This window comes from Coleofasciculus sp. FACHB-542 (assembly GCF_014695825.1).
In the GTDB taxonomy this organism is placed as follows: Bacteria; Cyanobacteriota; Cyanobacteriia; order Cyanobacteriales; family FACHB-T130; genus FACHB-T130.
In genome coordinates this window covers 103,636-121,838 of sequence record NZ_JACJPB010000021.1, presented here as the reverse complement: position 1 = coordinate 121,838, position 18,203 = coordinate 103,636, and the positions used below count along the sequence as shown (strand labels likewise).

Below are 18,203 nucleotides of genomic sequence, written 5' to 3'. Positions count from 1 at the left end.
GGCTTACCCGGGCTATTGTTTTTGCAAGTCTTCTTTGACTTGGGAGAAAAAATAGAGCTTTTAGACTGACGAAACATCCCATTTTTCCAAACATGACTGACATAAATTCTCAAAACTCGAATTCGGATTTTCAGCCGCCGTCTACTGAAGCGAGTCGCGCCTTAGAGAAAGAAACCCATCTGCCAATGACAGGCTGGCAACAGGAGGTTGCAAAAGGGTTAGAGTTTGGATTAGAGGCAGCAGAAAGTATACGCGATCGCTCTATTTCCACCTTCTCTCGCGGCGAACTTCCCCACTACGCAGGCATTAACACCTTCCTGAAAGCACCTTATATAGAAGATGTGCGAAAAGTCGGTGAATACGATGTTGCAATTGTAGGCGTACCGCATGATTCTGGCACCACCTACCGGCCTGGAACCCGGTTTGGACCCCAAGGAATTCGGCGGATTTCGGCTTTGTATACGCCCTACAACTTTGAATTAGGCGTCGATTTGCGAGAGCAAATAACTCTGTGTGATGTTGGAGATATTTTCACAATTCCGGGAAATAACGAAAAGTCATTTGACCAAATTTCTAAAGGAATTGCTCACATCTTTAGTTCCGGTGCTTTCCCAATAATTTTGGGGGGCGATCATTCAATTGGCTATCCCACAGTGCGGGGAGTTTGTCGCCATTTAGGCGATAAAAAACTCGGAATTATTCACTTTGATCGCCACGTCGATACCCAGGAAACAGACCTTGATGAGCGCATGCACACCTGCCCTTGGTTCCATGCCACAAACATCAAAAATGCCAATCCAAAAAACCTCGTGCAATTAGGAATCGGCGGCTGGCAAGTGCCGCGTCAAGGTGTAAAAGTCTGTCGAGAACGAGCCACAAATATTCTGACAGTTACAGACATCACAGAAATGGGTTTGGATGCAGCGGTAAACTTCGCTCTAGAAAGAGCTTTAGACGGAACCGACTGCGTTTATATCAGCTTTGATATTGACTGCATTGATGCCGGTTTTGTCCCAGGAACGGGTTGGCCTGAACCAGGTGGATTATTACCCCGCGAGGCTCTTTATATGCTGGGCAAAATTGTTCAGAAAGCACCCGTTTGCGGGCTTGAGGTGGTGGAAGTGTCGCCCCCTTACGACATCAGCGACATGACATCTTTGATGGCAACGCGAGTGATTTGCGACACGATGGCGCATCTAGTGCTGTCAGGACAGTTACCTCGAAAAGAAAAAGCCGCATACATTCACCCCTACGCCCAACCAGAATTAGTTGCAGAGTGGAGTTGAGCCTTGCACGAAACTGACATGACAAAGGCGCTCATTTTCACAGTAAAAGACTGGTGGGAATCCCAGACAGAGCGCCCCCAGATTACCCAGATTCACTTAATTGTTGGTAAGTTCACTTGTGTCGAACCTGTCAGTCTAAAATTTGCTTTTGAAGTACAGACTGGCAACACCTTTTTAGAAGGGGTAGAACTGGTGATTCAGGAAACACCGCTGATTGCCTTTTGTCACCGCTGCCAACAAGAATATGCACCCCAAGTTGGGTTGCAATACAGCTGCCCTGAGTGTCACTCACCAATGGAGGATATTCGCTCAGGTAGAGAACTAAAAATTGACCGAATTGAGTATAGTTTTGACGAGGTACAGAAAAACGCTTATGCATCAAACATTTGACGCTGCATTGGGAATTAACTTGCTCCATGCTAATCAGAAAGGAGCCGATCATAACCGGGCGCATTTCGATGAGTGGGGGATTACTTGTTTCAATATTATGAGTAGTCCTGGGGCGGGTAAAACGGCACTGTTAGAGCGATCGCTTGCCGTTTTGACGGATGATTTGAAAATCGCCGTAATTGAAGGGGATATGACGACGGAGTTGGATGCCGACCGTTTGCGTCAATATGGAGTCCCTGTTATTGCAATTAACACGGGGCGTTCCTGCCACTTGGATTCCAAGATGGTAGCTGGGGGAATTCATCAACTAGAACACCAATATAATCCTTCGGATTTTGATTTAGTGCTAGTTGAAAATGTCGGTAATTTAGTTTGTCCTGCTGAGTTTGAAGTAGGAGAACACGTTAAAGTTGCTTTGTTGAGCGTGACTGAAGGAGAAGATAAACCCCTCAAGTATCCGGTCATGTTTCAAGAAGCGGATTGTTTGTTAATTACCAAGATCGATTTGGCTCCTTATCTCGATATTGATATTAATCGGATTGCCGCTAACGTCCGTCAGATGAACCCTCATGTGACAATTATTGCGGTTTCTGCCAAGACAGGTGAGGGATTAGAAAATTGGTTTGATTGGGTAAAATCGCAAGTTTTAAATCAACGTTCATCTGCTGCGGCAACAGAAATGCTACCCGCCTAATGAGCCTGCTAGTAAAGAGTGAGACTCAATGAAGACCCGCCAGTTCCTTTCTCTATTCTCAGTCTTTTTGCTCAGCCTCGTCATTACGGTTAGTTGTGCTAACCCCCAGCAAACCGCTACATCCTCAAAAACTGAAACAATTCAAATGGGTTTCAGTGTCTGGCCTGGGTGGTTGCCCTGGCAGGTGGCTCAGGAAGAAAAGCTGTTTGACGCGAACAAAGTTAATGTGAATTTGAAGTGGTTTGATGGCTATTTAGATTCCATTAACGCCCTCAATGCTGGTCAGCTCAGCGCGAATACCCAAACCTTGAATGACACGATCAGCTCAGTGGCTGCTGGTTCCGATCAAGTGATTGTATTAGTTAATGACAATTCAACAGGCAACGATAAAATTATTGTTCGGGAAGGTATCAATAGTATTGCCGACCTCAAAGGGAAAAAAATCGCTGCTGAAGAAGGAACCGTCGATCATTTCTTGCTACTTCTCGGACTGAAAAAAGCGGGTTTAACCCAGGCTGATATTACTTTTCAGCCTTTAGAAACCGGCGCAGCCTCAGCTGCTTTTGTTGCGGGTCAAGTGGATGCAGTTGGAGTTTTTGCACCGTTTACCAGCAAGGCATTAGAACGTGCTGGAAGTAAAGAGTTATTCAGTTCTAAGGACTTTCCAGGAGCAATTCCCGATCATTTAACAGTCAGTCGAAAACTGATTAACGAACGTCCTCAAGACGTGCAAGCTTTGGTCAATACATGGTTCGATACCTTGGCGTTTATCCGCACCAATCCTGACAAAGCTTACGCCGCGATGGCAAAACGGGCTGGGGTCACGGTTGATGAATACAAAAAATACGAAGCCGGGACTAAAATCTTTACCATTGAAGATAATTTGAAAGCATTTAGTCCCGGTAATGACATGACCTCTTTGGGTTACGCCGCTCAAGAAATTAGCAAATTTTTAGTTGAGGCTAAGTTAGCTAAACAGGCTCCGAATCTCACCCAAATATTTGACGATCAGTTTATCAAAGCCTACGCGGCAAAGCAAAACTCATGAACCGCTACGCTGAAGATTTGCCGGAAAATAATTCCGCTCGTCCTCGTAAAATGTTATCGCCTAGCGTCTTCTGGCGCATTGGTGAGGAGATTCCTAAAAAATTGGCATGGACTTTAATGGTTCTGTCAATTTGCATCCCGGTTGCTCTTTGGTGGATAGTCTCCAATGCTGGGATAGTCGCACCTTTATTTTTGCCGACTCCCGCTCAAGTTTGGGGCGCTTTTCAGAGGCTTTTAGGAACTGGCGATTTGCAAAAAGATATTGCCTATAGCCTGTTTCGCGTTCTGAGTGGCTTTTCTCTGGCGGCGCTGATTGCAATTCCCTTAGGGATACTGATGGGAACTTTTTCCAGCATTCGAGCGCTGATGGAACCGATTATTGGCATTGTGCGTTATATGCCAGCACCGGCTTTTATTCCCTTACTAATTTTGTATTTTGGTCTGGGAGAAGAACCAAAAATTCTGCTGATTTTTATCGGAACGCTATTTTTTAACACGCTCATGGTGATGGATGCGGTGAAGTTTGTACCGAAAGAGCTATTGGAAACTTCCTACACCTTGGGCGGTCAGCGAAAGCAAGTTTTATTGCAAGTAATTTTTCCCTTTATTCTTCCGAGTATTATCGATGCGGGTCGCGTCAATATGGCAGCTTCTTGGAACTTAGTCATCGTGTCCGAGTTGGTGGCAGCGACAGAAGGCTTGGGTCGCCGTATTAGTGTCGCCCAAAGATTTCTCAAGACCGATGAAATTTTTGCGGGACTGATTGTAATTGGCTTGATTGGTTTGACGATCGACCTTTTGTTTCGATTGTTACTGCGCGTGTCTTGTAAGTGGGCTAATGATTAAGAAAAGAAGTAAGCAGTCATTGGTTTTGAAGGATTCGTTCGGTGCTAGTGACCAATGACGATTAGAGTGGGCAACTCAATCTAAAAACTTAAAATTATCACTCACTATGCATTTGCAAGTTTCTCAACTCCATAAACAATTTCCAATTCGACGCGGTTCGCTCGTTGCTCTCAAAAATATCAATTTGCAGATTGAAGAGGGAGAATGTATCTGTGCGGTGGGTGCTTCGGGTTCTGGTAAGTCAACATTGCTACGGTTGATTGCTGGATTGGATACTCCCACGGCGGGGGAAGTTTTGGTCGATGGGGTGCGCGTGACGGGACCTGGCCCTGACCGGGGAATGGTGTTCCAGAGCTATACGCTGTATCCGTGGATGACGGTTGCAGAGAACGTGGGATTTGGTTTAAAGCTGCAAGGTGTCTCCTCGGTAGAACGACGGCGACGGGTGGCTTATTATCTGGAGGTGGTGGGGTTGTCTGGGTTTGCCAAGTCACTTCCGAAGGAACTCTCAGGCGGGATGAAGCAACGGGTAGCGATCGCGCGTGCTTTAGCCTCGCAACCGAAAATTTTACTGATGGATGAACCATTTGGGGCGTTGGATGTGCAGACGAAAGAAGCGATGCAGCAATTTTTACTAGAAGTCTGGCAACGCACGCGGACAACAATATTTATGATTACTCACGATGTTGAGGAAGCCGTTTTTCTCTCTCAACGCATCTATGTGCTGAGTTCGCGTCCAGGTACGGTTAAAGAAGAATTAAGTATAAAACTGCCGAGCGATCGCACTTATGAGATTAAGTGCAATCCTCTGTTTCAGGATTATAAGGATCGGGTAATGGGACTCCTCCGCGCCGAGGAAGATAAAACTTTACTAAAAAGTAGCTTTCAAGAGTTACCGATGGTGGTGTAAGCAACAAGATTGTTTCATTCTTGTTCCGAAACCTCATCCCAAACCCCTCTCCGATACGGAAAGGGGCTTTGAAAATGGCTCCCCTTCCCTTGTAGAGAAGGGGCTGGGGGTTAGGTCTGGGAATATCTCCAAACCGGCTGTAGTGTAGAACTCGCGCATTTTCCCTTGAAGTTAAGAAATAGAAAAATTTAAGAGTCCTGGGCAGAAAAAGTAGTATTTCTCAAGATCGCCCCCTAGCACTCTCCCTATGAATCGACCCCTCCGTACCTTGGGTGTGCCCCCGAATGCTTGGGCAGTTGATGCGGAAATTGCTGATATCACGCGCCCGCCTTTAAAACCGCAAGTTGTCACCCTAGCCACAGAAACCAAGACGCTACGCCTAGATTTGGCAAAAGCCGCAATTTTGGTGATTGATATGCAGAATGATTTCTGCCATCCAGATGGCTGGCTAGCCCACATTGGCGTAGACGTGACACCCGCCCGAACTCCCATCAGTCCGCTTAAAACGCTGTTGCCAGAATTGCGAACGGCAAACGTTCCGGTGATTTGGGTTAACTGGGGAAACCGTCCCGACTTACTCAATATCAGCGCTAGTGTACGCCATGTTTATAATCCCACGGGCGATGGTGTGGGTTTAGGAGATCCACTGCCCGCGAATGGTGCGCCAGTGCTGATGGTGGGCAGTTGGGCGGCGGCGGTGGTGGATGAATTGGAACCAAAACCGGAAGATATCCGCGTCGATAAGTACCGGATGAGCGGTTTTTGGGATACACCTCTCGACAGCATCCTGCGGAACCTGGGAAAAACGACTTTGTTCTTTGCCGGAGTTAATGCAGATCAGTGCGTGATGGCAACGCTGCAAGACGCTAACTTTCTCGGCTATGACTGCATTTTGGTGAAGGATGGTACTGCTACCACATCGCCAGAGTATTGCTGGCAAGCTACTCTTTATAACGTAAAACAGTGTTTTGGTTTCGTGGCAGATTCTCAAGCTATCGTAGAAGCAATTAAGTTGGCTAACCGCTAATGCTAATCGCCAATGGTAACGAACAATTAGCCATTAGCCATATTGCTCTCTTTTAGAGGAGAAATGCCCGATGGACTCGTCCCGTTGCATGATTCCGATCGTCAAGTCTCCCAGAGACTATCAAGCCTTTCGCATCAGTCCTGAGGATAGTAATCGGTTAGCGATTGTCTTCGATCCGGCAAGCGCTAACGTTTCATTAACGTTTTGTGTAGAAATTTTTGATGTTGGTGGGAAAACTCCTCCCAATCGTCACCAAATGGCTGTGGAGATGTTTTTTGTCCTCAAGGGGCAAGGACTTGCGACTTGCGACGGCAAAACCGTCCCGATTTGCCCTGGAGACAGCTTATTAGTACCGCCGACGGGGATTCATAAAATTGAAAATACAGGTTGCGATCGCTTGTATACGCTGTGCTTTATGGTTCCCAACGAGGACTTTGTGGAACTGATTCGCAGCGGCGTCCCCGTCGAGTTGGATGAGGAGGATTTAAGAGTTCTGAATCGTTCAGATGCGCTTGTCGCCTGCTAAAGGTTCAAGAGAAAGAAACGGTTTGTCTGCTTAGTTATTAGTTACGAGTTATGAGTGAAGGCGAGATCCCCGACTTCTCGCAGAAGTCGGGGATCTGAACCGCTCGTATCTGATAACTAAACCAGGCTCGTTATCAATACAAATAAATTCAATAAATAGAGAAAGGTACTTATTGTAATTTAAAGTTTCAACTTATCTAAAAACTGTTTTTAGATAATCTTAAATTTTAAAATTGTTATAGTTTTGCCATGCTTGCCAAAAAACATAAATAGATAAAATCCCTAGCAAGGTGCGAAAGGCTAAACTGACGACTTCATCGGGCAATTTGGGGAGAAAGCGCGTGCTTATTTGCGCCCCCAAGAAACCACCACATCCTAAAAGAAGTCCTTCAACTAACAAAACATTGCCTCTAAAAGCGTGTCCGATAGTCGCTGATATAGCTGTAATAACGATGACACCTAAACTGGTTTGAATGGCGACTTTGATGGTTTCTCCTAAAAGTAAAATTTGCAGCGGCACCATAATTACACCGCCACCAACCCCAAATAAACCTGCGAGTATCCCAGCAGCGCTGCCAGTGGCAATTCTGGCAAAATTTGGATTGAAGAAGATGTTTGAATTTTTAGGGATGGTATCGTGGCTACCTGGAGTTTTTAGTTCCTGTTCTTCTTCCTGCTTCTTCTTGATTGTTAGCTGCTTGCGTAGTTCAACTAAGTAAATATTTAAAAGTAGCAATAATCCAAAAGCTGCTAGCAGTAAATAAGGACGGAATTGGGTAGCTAAATAAGCACCAATTTGTGCAGTGACTACAGCAGGAAATCCAATGGCAATCACTCTTTTGAAGCTGAATAACCCCATCCGCCAGTTTTGGACACTGCCAGAAATTGCCGTAATTAAAATTGCTAGGCTACTGGTGCCAACCGCTTGCACGGGTGTGTATTTCAAAGCGACTAATAAGGGGACAAGAACCGTACCACCGCCAATGCCTAAAAATCCCGCGAGAATTCCGGCAAAGAGTCCAGCGATCGCAAAAATCAATAAACTCGTGGTTGTCATAGTAAAAACCCCTGACGATTGAAGTCGCGGCTATACAAACAAAGCCTGCCTACGCAGACTAATAGGGATTGTATCGCTACAACTGTAGCGGCGATAATTGGGTGAGAACCTCGTCTTCTTGACCTGCTGCCCAACTAGCAAAATGCTTGGCTAAGGATGGCACGAATACCAAGGGATTTGAGAATCCGGAGAAGAGATAAGCGCCGTCTACGTTATTGAGTGCCCCAACTAAGGGAAGGCGATCGCTACTAAACGCAACCAAGCAGTGATGCCACTTTCCGGGTAGATTTTCTAGTGCAGGTAAGATTTTACCAACCGCAGCGCGGAGGTTCGCTTCACTTTGGGCCGCATCAATTTTAGCGTTGGGAGCGGTCAGAACTCGGCTAATTTGACCGATGCGTAAACTGCCATCTTGGAACTGAATCGCACCGGCATCTAGAATCGGTGGAACAGGCTCATAATCGGGTTCATCCCATAAGCGATCGTGTTCAGGGATAGTTGCTTGGGCTTCTAGTTGAAAGCGTTTGATCTCTGCTGGCATCACCGTTGTCTGCAACTGTACATCAATGGGTGGCGTTTCGATGAGTTCGGTATGGGTGAAATACAAGCGGATTGGAATCTCCGCAGCTTTGAGTAGCTGCCGACTCATGGCACCGGCACAAATAACGGTTTTGGCAGCGTGGTAGGTTGCAGTTGCGGTTTTGACTCCCTGAATCTTTGAGCCTGTGCCGAGTAGTTCCACCACCCGATCGATTTGCACCTCACCCCCAGCGCGGCGAAAAGCTTGAGTGTAGCCTTGAGTTAGTTTTTCGGGTTCAATGTGACCGTGACGAACCGTTAAAGCAGCTGCGATCGCATCTGGATTGAGTAGCGGTTCTATCTCGCAAGCTTCTGCAACGCTGAGTAACCGAGGCGGAATTGCAAACTCAGCGTAGTTGGCAGCAACTTTCTCCGGATCGTCATCAGTACCAATCGTCAAAATTAAATCCAATTCGCGGAACTGGGTATCGGTGTCTAATTCCTCAGATAAAATGCGGTGACGCTCAATCCCCTCAGCACATAACTGTCGCGTCAACTCAGTCGTCCCTGACCAGTAGGCAATTCCACCATAACTATAGCGAGTGGCACCTTGCAGTGAGGCGTGTTGCTCTAACAAAAGAACCGAAAAGCCTTTGATTGCCAGTTCGTAAGCCAGCGCCGCGCCTGTAATGCCGCCGCCGACAACAATCCAGTCGTAAGTTTTCATCATTGCCATTGGTCATTCCTGCGTCTAATGACGATTTTCCTTCCCCGCGCACACACGCTCTGTAAAGCTCTGTAACCCTAACAAGCCTTGGTTTTGCCCGATTTCTGGAAATGCTTTTCGTCGATTTGAAGAACCAAAAAGCAGGCAGTTGAAGGGTGCTAAGTGCAGATGCCGACAACTCGTCTTCAGTTCAAAGGAAGGTTAACACATGGCATTCGGTCTTCGTAAATTTAATTACAAATATGTTTCAACGCTGGCGCTACTCGGTGCAGGCGCATTTCTATTGTTGAACTCCCAAGCATGGGCGACAGCACTCACTAACAACGCTTCCGGTATTCATGTTTCTAAGACTAACGTAGGCAATACTACCCTCCAAATTGCCGCCCAACCCCAAACCGGCGTCAATCGGCGCGTACAGTTTGCACGGGGGAGAAGCTCTACTACGATTAAGGGAGCGGTGCCCCTAGGCAAAAAAGACATCTATACTTTCAGGGCACGGAAAGGTCAAACAATTATTACAGAAATAACCTGGGAAGGCGATCGCGTAGGTGCCGATAACAACGACGAAGGACTGTCTGGCTTCACCTTCGTTTGGCCTAACGGAGAAGTGATGGAACACCCACAAAATATTTATTTCCAGGCAACGTCAACAGGCGATTATCGGGTTGTGGTTGCACAGCCTTATAAGCTGACCAATTCCAGATACACATTTAAGTTGACGATTGAATAAGGAATCGGGCTTAAATAACGTATAAAGTTCGTGTTCCCTAGGGATATGGTATTGCCATGCCCCTAGGGTATTTTTATAGCCGCCCAGCACAGCCACTCAGCACTCGGTCAGCAGCTAGTAGATAATAAGAAATTTCTATGGAGTTACAAATGCAAAGCTGTCCCTGTTGCTGGAATAAGCGCTTATTTGCGTGGTTGCTATCCAAAGGCAACGCTGGATATGAAAAACTGGTAAGCGATCGCAAGCGCGATCTATTTTCTGACTTGCACGGCGACGTGTTGGAAATTGGCCCCGGAACGGGTGCTAACTTCCCTTATTATCCCAAAGACATTCGCTGGATTGGCATCGAGCCGAACCCGTATATGCATCCTTATCTGCGAAAAGAAGCCGAACGAAATGGCTTAAACAATCCCGATATCCGCAGTATTAGCGCCCAACGACTGGAAGCTGAAGATAACAGTATCGATGCGGTTGTTAGTACCCTTGTCTTGTGTTCGGTGCCGGATTTAACAGCAACTTTCCATGAAATCTTGCGAGTCCTCAAACCCGGCGGGCGCTTCTTGTTTCTCGAACACGTCGCCGCACCCCAAGACACTTTCTTGCGACGGGTACAGGAGGGAGTGCGTCCAGTGTGGAAATTTCTTGCCGATGGTTGCAACCCAGATCGAGAAACTTGGGTAGCATTGGAAAACGCTGGTTTTGACCGCCTCAATTACGAAAAGTTTGAGATCGATTTCCCCATTGTTAGCCCTCAAATCGCCGGTGTCGCGACCAAGTAGCAGGATTGTTTGGGAAAGTAATTGAAGTGCTTGGAGTGCGCTCTTTGTGTAGCCCCAAGTCCGCCTTAAACTCAAGTTCAAGGCTCATCGCTCAAGTCCATTGAAATAAACTAAAATTCTTAGGCAGTCTTCTCTTAGAAAACTTGATTCTGTTAGCCAGGAATTAAGCTCCGGGCGGGTAATGCGACTGGTGAAAGATGTGACAACCAACTTATCGTTAGCGTCGAGCTTAAAGTCGCCTGTAACAAGGTTGAAAGTTTATCCTAGATTGCGTCTGCATATTAGCTTTGCCGACCTTATAGCAAGTCTTTTTTCCTTTCTTTACTTCCCAAACAGAGAGCAAATCATCCGAGACATTCAATTTGATTGGCTGGGAAAGCGAGAACTTTTAGTAACACAATACGATCGCGTCAAAATTCTTTCTAAGCCTGGGTGTAAGAGTGGATGGGACGAGCAAATTGATGAATGTAGCAAGGTTCTAGTTACACTTTCAGTTAGAACAGCTCTCGATCTGCTGCTACAGTCATTAAACCTTCCTGCTGGGTCGGAAGTGTTGATGAGTGGTGTCAATATTCGGGATATGGTTGATGTGGTGAAACGGCATGGGTTAGTACCGATACCCGTTGATATTTCCTTAGATACACTTGCACCCGATCTGAAGTTACTGGAATCTCTGATTTCGGAAAAAAGTAAAGTTTTGATTGTGGCACATTTATTCGGCTCGATTATCAATCTGGAGCCTTATGCTGAACTGTGCAAGAAACACCAGATTTTCCTGGTTGAGGATTGTGCCCAAGCTTTTGCTGGTGACAAATATCACGGTTATCAGGATGCGGATGTAAGTTTATTTAGTTTTGGCCCGATTAAGTCCTGCACGGCACTTGGGGGAGCGATCGCTATCATTCAGGAGCGATCGCTTGCTCAACAAATGAGAGAGATCGAGCAACAATATCCCTCCAAGAGCGAGCCTTGGTTTTTTAAACGTATCCTTAAGTATTTTTGCTTAAAGCTTTTTTCGATTCCTTGGATATATTACCCTCTACTGGTTTTTCTTAAATACTTGGGAAAGAATCTCGACTCCGCGATCAACTCAATGACACGGGGGTTTTCTCAAGGAGATATTCTGACAAAAATTAGGTATCGTCCTCCGACTCGGATGCTGGTTCTTTTGAGGCAGAGATTAAGAACCTGCGATACCCAATGGTTTGAAAGGCGGTCAAAAAATGCCCGCAAATTTCTGTCTCTTCTCAAACCCGAAATTCCTTGCCCCGGAAGCCAAACTGAGTACAACTCGTTTTGGGTTGTTCCCATACTGGTTTCAAATCCCCCAGCAATGATGGCAAAACTTAGAGAGTCTGGTTTTGACGCTACTCAAGGAAATACCAGTTTGACCTTTATAGATATAGATATAGATAACGCTTCGTCAGGTGACAAACCAGCGACTGAAGCAGCTGAGAATGCACAACGGCTGATCCAATATGTGCTTTACCTGCCCGTGTCTGAATCTTTACCGGAAAATGACCTAGTGTGTCTTGCACAATTAATCAATTCCATGAAGTGTGCCCCATGACAGCAAAAATGTAAGGGCGACTAGGCGGACTGAATACGCACATATCCCCAAGCTTGAGGCGGTGGGACTAAATTCGCATGCATCAGGATGCTCCTCCCAAAGCATGATTTTTATTATGAAATTGAAATTCTGTCAAGATAATTAAAAAAGATGTTATATTAGTTTACATAGGTTCACACGAGGTTACACATTCATGCGATACACCAATAAAGAAGGGAATACCCTAACCCTCGATGAGTGTATGACTGCCGACAGCTTCTTTATGGAGGCTGATGTGTATGTCGGCGAACCACTAGAGATGCATTTCGACGAAAAACAAGAGCTAAAAGCAGGCAAGAAACCGAAGAAAGCAGTAGCAGCCAATCCAAGCGATCGCACATAAACCGCTCCCTACGAAGGTGTAATGGCTTTACTGTTGCAGAAACTTCAAAAATTAAAGAATTCTGGAAGTGTTACAGAGTGGTTGTTAGAGCGATTGACACCCATAGCAAGATCGGGGGTTTGAAAAAGCTCAACACGGCTAAAACACTTTCCTAAACCGGATATCTCTTCTCTAGACATTAACCTCGGCATACACAACCGAGGTTTTTTCTTGGGATACCCTTTAACTTTTGGGCAACGATAGATCAGAAACCCCCGTACCCCGACGTTATCAGCGATGGGATTTCTAAAAACTGAATCTCGATAAGGAGATGTATCGGGTTAAGCGCGATCGCCATTTGCAATTGGCGCTGAAATGATACCCTGTGCCTCCAGTACCGCCGCCACCCGGAGAATCAGCGTCTCGTTGTAAGGTGCGGCGATGATTTGCACTCCTAAAGGCATGGCATCGGGGCGATGAATGGGGACAGAGAGAACCGGCAAACCAATAAAAGATAGGGGTTGCGTGAAGAGTCCTAAGTGGGGACGGACTAGCACCTCTTCTCCAGCGATCGCCATTTTTTCTTGTCCAATCGGAGGGGCAATGCAGGGAGTGGTTGGGGCGAGAATGATATCAACCTCGCTGAAGATTTCCCGAACGCGATCGCGGTACCATTGCCGAAATCTTTGCGCCTGAATGTACCAGCTTGCTGGAATGAGGGCACCCGCTAGAAAGCGATCGCGGGTTGCCGGATCGAAATCTTGAGGACGCGATCGCAAGGAAGCTAAATGCAGATTCGACCCTTCACTCGCCGTAATCACATACGCCGCCGCCCTTGCCCGATGGGGTTCCGGGATGGTGACAGTTTCTTGCACGCCTAACGCCCGCGCGACATTAGCAACCGCTTCCAACGCTTCTGGTTCTGCACCTTGGGCAAAATAAACATCCGCCACGGCAATTCGCAACCCCTCAATGCTCCGCTTAAGATGCGGCAAGCACGGTTCTGGGGGGCGAGTTGTACAAACCGGATCTCTACCATCTGCCCCTTGCAAGACATCAAAAACGGCAGCTAGGTCGCGCACAGAACGGGCAAACGGCCCAATATGATCGAAGCTACTCGAAAACAATCCCGCGCCTGCTCTTGACAAACGCCCATAAGTCGGCTTAAAGCCGAAAACCCCGCAAAATGCCGCAGGAACGCGGATCGAGCCGTTCGTATCCGAACCCAGCGTCAGCGGCACTAACCCAGATGCCACAGCCGCCGCAGAACCTCCAGAAGAACCTCCGGTAACGCGAGTCAGATCGTGGGGGTTTGCTGATGTACCGTAGTGGCTGTTTTCAGTGACAAAGCCGTAAGCGTACTCATCCATGTTCAACGCCCCGACTAGCACGGCACCCGCTTGTTTGAGTTTGGCAACGGCGGTGGCGTCTTGGATCGCTGGAGGATTTTCGGCGTTAATTTTTGCGCCTGCGAGGGTGGTTAAACCGGCGATATCGAAGAGATTTTTAACGGCGAAAGGTACCCCTGCTAAAACACCCGGATCGTCGCCTTGAGCGATCGCGCGATCGATGGTTTCGGCGTCTGCAATTGCCGTCTCAGCCGTAACAGCCGTAAAACAGTTCAGCGTCTGATTCTGGTCGGCAATTCTCGCCAAGGTAGCAGCAACGACGGCTTTTGCTGAAACTTCAGAATTCCGCACGGCATAGGCAATTTGAGTAGCGTCAGGATAGGCTTGGCTCATGGTTGAAACACGGGTGCGGCTTCGATTTCATCGGGCAGAGGAAACTCGTTGACGAGTTGCGCGATCGCGGCAATTTTACTCAGATTCTCCACCACACCTGGATGGTGTTCTGGAGCCAGTGGCAAATCAATTAATTTTGCCATCAAATTGACATATTCTTCAGCGATGTCGTCAGTAGTCATTGCGGAAAAGGGAATGGGGAATAGTGCGTATTACTTGGGCAGATCCCAGATTAGTTCGATGAAAGCAGACTAACTTTCGCGGAGGGTTTGCATAAGTTTGTTCAGATGCGAACTCTATGCGCCAAGTATTTTTTTGTTTTCATGTCGTTTTTATCAACTGAGTTTAATTTAAATTTTATGAATAAATTTCCAGAGCGATCGCGTTGAATGAACGAGATTGGCGTGAATTTAGACACTAAAACCCAAAGATACCGGGAAAAAGTGGCGAGTTGCGATTTTGAGCGCGATCGCTGCTAATCATTGGGAATCCTAACAACTCAATAAATAATCCATAAGGTGAATACCAAAAAATTGTCATCTATCTTAGGGTAAAAAAAGCCTTGATGAAGGTGCGCTTTGGATTTCAATTTTGAAAGGTTCATGCTGAAAGTAACACGCTCCCAACTGCTGAGCTATGGCGTGGCTGTCTTGAGTGTGGTGGTAGCACTGCTACTGACACTCCTGTTACAGCCGCTGATGGGACCGCTCATTTTCCCTTTCTTTTATGCAGCAGTGTCGATTAGTGCCTGGTATGGTGGCATGGCTACGGGGCTGCTAGCTGCAATTTTATCGGCTTTAGTTACCAATTTCCTCTTCTTAGGGCCGCTCTATTCTGTAAACGTCACCAGCACGAGCCTTGTAGTGCGACTGGGTGTATTTATTCTGGTGACGTTCTTGATCAGCTCGCTGAACTCAGAACTACACACTGCAAAACAGCGGCTAGAGACGAGTCTGCTGAAGCTACAAGCAAGTGAGAAGCGCTATCGTCGCCTCATCGATACTGCCAACGAAGGCATCTGGACAATCGATACCCAAGGACGGACAGACTACGTCAACCAGCGAATGGCGCAAATGCTGGGATACAGGGTGGAAGAAATCCTGGAACGATCCATTTTCGACTTTGTGGATGAAGCGTCGCGCCAGGAAGCACTGCAAAAAATACTACAACCCAACCCAGACGTCACCGCTCAATATGACTTGCAGTTCCGCCGCAAAGACGGCTCGGATCTCTGGGCAATTGTATGTACCAGTCCAATTTTCAGCGACATGGGGGAATTCCTCGGCACGCTTGCCATGATTACCGATGTCAGCGATCGCAAGCAAGCAGAGTTGGTGCTACAGGAGTCCACCCGTCGCGTTACGAACGTCCTAGAGAGCATCACTGATGCGTTTGTCGCTTTGGATCGCCAGTGGCGGATCACCTATGTAAACCATGAAACAGCGAGGCTCAACGGGCAAAAGCTGGAGGAAATCGTTGGAAAAACTCACTGGGAGCAATGGCCTTGGTCAGTAGGGACGAAAGTTGAGCGAGAATATCGACGGGCAATTACCGAGCAGGTGGCTGTCCATTTCGAGGTGTTCTACGAGCCGTTAAGCATCTGGTTAGAGATCCATGCTTATCCTTCCGAAGACGGGCTGAGCATTTATTACCGGGACATCACCGAGCGCAAGCAAGCGCAGGAGACGCTGGAAAAAAAAGAAAATGAACTCCGCCTGATTACAAATGCCTTGCCAGTCCTGATTGCCTATATCAATTCAGAACAGCGCTATTGCTTTCACAACAAAGCCTATGAAGAATGGTTCGGGGATTATGGCACGCAAGTGAATGGAAAGCAAGTTCGGGAGGTTCTGGGCGAAGCCGCTTATGAAGCGACTCGTCCGTATATCGAAGCAGTCTTGTCAGGAAAACAAGTTACTTACGAAACCGAAATCCCTTATCAAGATGGTGGCATCCGCTACATCAGTGCCACTTACATTCCCCAGTTTGACAGTCTTGGGCAAGTTGAAGGATTTGTCGGCTTAGTTAGCGATATCAGCGATCGCAAAGCATCTGAGGAAGCGTTGCGTCGCTCGGAAGAGCGCTTCCGCAGACTCTTCGACTCCAACCTGAGCGGCGTTGCCTTCTGGAATTTGGATGGTTTCATCACTGAAGCCAATGACGCTTACCTCCGCTTGGTTGGCTACACCCGCGAAGAATTTACCGAATTGGGAAAAATCAGTTGGAAAAACCTAACGCCCCCAGAGTACCAACACGTAGATGAGCGAGCGATCGCAGAGGTTCTAGCAACGGGAGTTTCCAATATTTACGAGAAAGAGTACGTCCAACGGGACGGCAAGCGAGTGCCGATCGTTCTGGGGATTGCCTTGCTTAACGACTCTCAGCAAGAGGGTGTCGCCTTTTTACTGGACATTAGCGATCGCAAACAAGTAGAGGCAGAACGCGCTGTGCTTTTATCCTTAGAGCAAATCGCCCGTGCGGAAGCAGAAGCCGCTAGAGAGCAAGTCTCCAATATTCTCGAAAGCATCACCGACGGCTTTCTCGCCTTCGACCGCGAGTGGCGTTTCACCTACGTCAACCGCGAGGGAGCCAGAACTTTGGGTCGTTCCCCGGAAGAACTTCTGGGCAAGAACTTCTGGGAAGAGTTGCCAGAAGTTGTCAACACCCGCTTCGATCAGATGTACCGGCGGGTAATTGCCGAGCAAGTGCCTCTGGAACTGGAAGACTATTACCCACCATTCGACGCTTGGTTTGTCGTCCGCGCTTACCCTACGGAAACCGGAGGACTATCGCTATACTTCCGCAATATTAGCGATCGCAAGCACGCTGAAGCCGCATTAATCGAAAGTGAGGAACGCTTTCGCCTAATGGCAGATACGGCTCCCGTCTTGATTTGGATGTCTGGTTTAGACAAGCTCTATTACTACTTCAATAAACCTTGGCTAAACTTTACTGGCAGGACTTTGGAACAAGAGATGGGCAACGGTTGGATAGAAGGAGTCCATCCCGACGATCTCCAGTTTTTAGATACTTATGTAAATGCCTTTGATGCTCGTCAAGATTTCAAAATGGAATATCGTCTCAGACGCTTTGATGGGGAGTACCGATGGCTTCTAGAGATTGGGATTCCCCGATTTACACCGGATGGCAGTTTTCTGGGTTATATCGGCTCGTGTATCGACATTAGCGATCGCAAAGAAGCTGAAGCATCGATTCGACAACTCAATGAAAAGTTAGAAAAACGGGTCCAAGAACGGACTGCTCAACTAGAAGCTGCTAATAAAGAACTTGAATCTTTCTCCTACTCGGTTTCCCATGACTTGCGGGCACCACTTCGCCATATTAGCGGTTTCGTGGACTTGCTCCTAAAACGGCTAGGGTCAACAACCCTCGATGAAACCAGTCTGCGTTATCTCAAAACGATTGCCCAGACCACTAAACAAGCCGGAGTTCTCGTCGATGAACTGCTCGCCTTTTCCCGCATGGGGCGCACTGAGATGCGCTATGCATCGATTAATATGGATCGGCTGGTTCGAGAAGTCCAACGCGATCTAGAGCCGGAAATCAATAACCGGGCGGTAACTTGGCAACTTGAAAACTTACCTGAAGTCCAAGGCGACCCTTCCATGTTACGGCTGGTACTCCAGAATCTGATGGCGAATGCTATTAAGTACACGCAGACACGCACCCATGCCGAAATAGAAATTGGCAGCACTGACAATGAGTCTGAGGTTGTCTTTTTTATTCGTGATAATGGCGTAGGATTCGATATGCAGTACGTACACAAACTTTTTGGCGTATTTCAGCGCCTGCACAGCCAACAAGAGTTCGAGGGGACTGGCATTGGATTGGCGAACGTCCAGCGAATTATCCATCGTCATGGCGGTCGAACCTGGGCAGAGGGTGCGGTAGAGGGTGGAGCAACTTTCTACTTCTCATTGCCAAAATTGGCAGGAAAAACATGAAAATTAAAAATGCAAAATTAAAAATTAA

The 18,203-nt window shown here is 47.2% G+C and carries 17 protein-coding genes; 13 read left to right on the top strand and 4 right to left on the bottom strand.

Annotation, left to right across the window (positions count from 1 at the left end; genetic code table 11):
- Nucleotides 1-92 precede the first annotated feature (92 nt).
- The 8 genes from speB (at nucleotide 93) to H6F52_RS06020 (ending at nucleotide 6,726) form a co-directional block, all read left to right on the top strand.
- Nucleotides 93-1,286, top strand: coding sequence for an agmatinase (speB, locus tag H6F52_RS06055; protein ID WP_190411419.1), 1,194 nt, complete (start codon nucleotides 93-95; stop codon nucleotides 1,284-1,286).
- Between the two features lie 3 nt (nucleotides 1,287-1,289).
- On the top strand, nucleotides 1,290-1,676 hold the full coding sequence (gene hypA, locus H6F52_RS06050; protein WP_199300432.1) for a hydrogenase maturation nickel metallochaperone HypA: 387 nt from the start codon (nucleotides 1,290-1,292) through the stop codon (nucleotides 1,674-1,676).
- Nucleotides 1,660-2,370 carry a hydrogenase nickel incorporation protein HypB gene (gene hypB, locus H6F52_RS06045; RefSeq protein WP_190532783.1) on the top strand — a complete coding sequence of 237 codons (711 nt, stop codon included), beginning with the start codon at nucleotides 1,660-1,662 and terminating at the stop codon, nucleotides 2,368-2,370. Before hypA ends, hypB begins: the two co-directional genes overlap by 17 nt.
- Nucleotides 2,371-2,398: 28 nt before the next feature.
- On the top strand, nucleotides 2,399-3,418 hold the full coding sequence (locus H6F52_RS06040) for an ABC transporter substrate-binding protein (protein WP_190532780.1): 1,020 nt from the start codon (nucleotides 2,399-2,401) through the stop codon (nucleotides 3,416-3,418).
- Nucleotides 3,415-4,263: an ABC transporter permease gene (locus tag H6F52_RS06035; RefSeq protein WP_190532777.1), complete on the top strand. Its 849-nt coding sequence runs from the start codon at nucleotides 3,415-3,417 to the stop codon at nucleotides 4,261-4,263. Before H6F52_RS06040 ends, H6F52_RS06035 begins: the two co-directional genes overlap by 4 nt.
- Before the next feature lie 106 nt (nucleotides 4,264-4,369).
- On the top strand, nucleotides 4,370-5,173 hold the full coding sequence (locus H6F52_RS06030; RefSeq protein ID WP_190532774.1) for an ABC transporter ATP-binding protein: 804 nt from the start codon (nucleotides 4,370-4,372) through the stop codon (nucleotides 5,171-5,173).
- A 247-nt stretch (nucleotides 5,174-5,420) separates the two neighbouring features.
- On the top strand, nucleotides 5,421-6,200 hold the full coding sequence (locus H6F52_RS06025; protein WP_190532771.1) for a cysteine hydrolase family protein: 780 nt from the start codon (nucleotides 5,421-5,423) through the stop codon (nucleotides 6,198-6,200).
- 70 nt (nucleotides 6,201-6,270) lie between these two features.
- The gene (locus tag H6F52_RS06020; protein ID WP_190532768.1) at nucleotides 6,271-6,726 is read left to right on the top strand and encodes a cupin domain-containing protein; all 456 of its coding nucleotides are present in this window, start codon (nucleotides 6,271-6,273) and stop codon (nucleotides 6,724-6,726) included.
- Nucleotides 6,727-6,945: 219 nt separating this feature from the next.
- On the opposite strand, the gene H6F52_RS06015 is transcribed toward H6F52_RS06020, so the two are convergent.
- Together H6F52_RS06015 and H6F52_RS06010 are read right to left on the bottom strand one after the other, a co-directional pair.
- Nucleotides 6,946-7,782, bottom strand: coding sequence for a sulfite exporter TauE/SafE family protein (locus H6F52_RS06015; protein WP_190411427.1), 837 nt, complete (start codon nucleotides 7,780-7,782; stop codon nucleotides 6,946-6,948).
- 76 nt (nucleotides 7,783-7,858) lie between these two features.
- The gene (locus H6F52_RS06010; protein ID WP_190532868.1) at nucleotides 7,859-9,028 is read right to left on the bottom strand and encodes an FAD-binding oxidoreductase; all 1,170 of its coding nucleotides are present in this window, start codon (nucleotides 9,026-9,028) and stop codon (nucleotides 7,859-7,861) included.
- A 208-nt stretch (nucleotides 9,029-9,236) separates the two neighbouring features.
- Here H6F52_RS06010 and H6F52_RS06005 point away from each other — a divergent pair, with 208 nt between their 5' ends.
- The 4 genes from H6F52_RS06005 (at nucleotide 9,237) to H6F52_RS05990 (ending at nucleotide 12,489) form a co-directional block, all read left to right on the top strand.
- Nucleotides 9,237-9,758, top strand: coding sequence for a hypothetical protein (locus H6F52_RS06005; RefSeq protein ID WP_190526835.1), 522 nt, complete (start codon nucleotides 9,237-9,239; stop codon nucleotides 9,756-9,758).
- A gap of 149 nt (nucleotides 9,759-9,907) precedes the next feature.
- Nucleotides 9,908-10,537, top strand: coding sequence for a class I SAM-dependent methyltransferase (locus H6F52_RS06000; RefSeq protein ID WP_190532765.1), 630 nt, complete (start codon nucleotides 9,908-9,910; stop codon nucleotides 10,535-10,537).
- Between the two features lie 181 nt (nucleotides 10,538-10,718).
- Nucleotides 10,719-12,107, top strand: coding sequence for a DegT/DnrJ/EryC1/StrS family aminotransferase (locus H6F52_RS05995; RefSeq protein ID WP_190532762.1), 1,389 nt, complete (start codon nucleotides 10,719-10,721; stop codon nucleotides 12,105-12,107).
- 193 nt (nucleotides 12,108-12,300) lie between these two features.
- Nucleotides 12,301-12,489: a hypothetical protein gene (locus H6F52_RS05990; RefSeq protein ID WP_190411487.1), complete on the top strand. Its 189-nt coding sequence runs from the start codon at nucleotides 12,301-12,303 to the stop codon at nucleotides 12,487-12,489.
- A 320-nt stretch (nucleotides 12,490-12,809) separates the two neighbouring features.
- On the opposite strand, the gene H6F52_RS05985 is transcribed toward H6F52_RS05990, so the two are convergent.
- Both H6F52_RS05985 and H6F52_RS05980 read right to left on the bottom strand, forming a co-directional pair.
- The gene (locus tag H6F52_RS05985; RefSeq protein WP_190532760.1) at nucleotides 12,810-14,210 is read right to left on the bottom strand and encodes an AtzE family amidohydrolase; all 1,401 of its coding nucleotides are present in this window, start codon (nucleotides 14,208-14,210) and stop codon (nucleotides 12,810-12,812) included.
- Entirely contained in the window at nucleotides 14,207-14,392 is a 186-nt protein-coding gene (locus H6F52_RS05980) for a DUF4089 domain-containing protein (RefSeq protein WP_190411431.1), read from the bottom strand. The genes H6F52_RS05985 and H6F52_RS05980 overlap by 4 nt, the downstream gene beginning before the upstream one ends.
- Nucleotides 14,393-14,812: 420 nt before the next feature.
- Between H6F52_RS05980 and H6F52_RS05975 the strand changes: the two genes are divergently transcribed.
- Complete coding sequence (locus H6F52_RS05975) at nucleotides 14,813-18,175, top strand: PAS domain S-box protein (protein WP_190532757.1); 3,363 nt, start codon at nucleotides 14,813-14,815, stop codon at nucleotides 18,173-18,175.
- The last annotated feature ends 28 nt before the right edge of the window (nucleotides 18,176-18,203 follow it).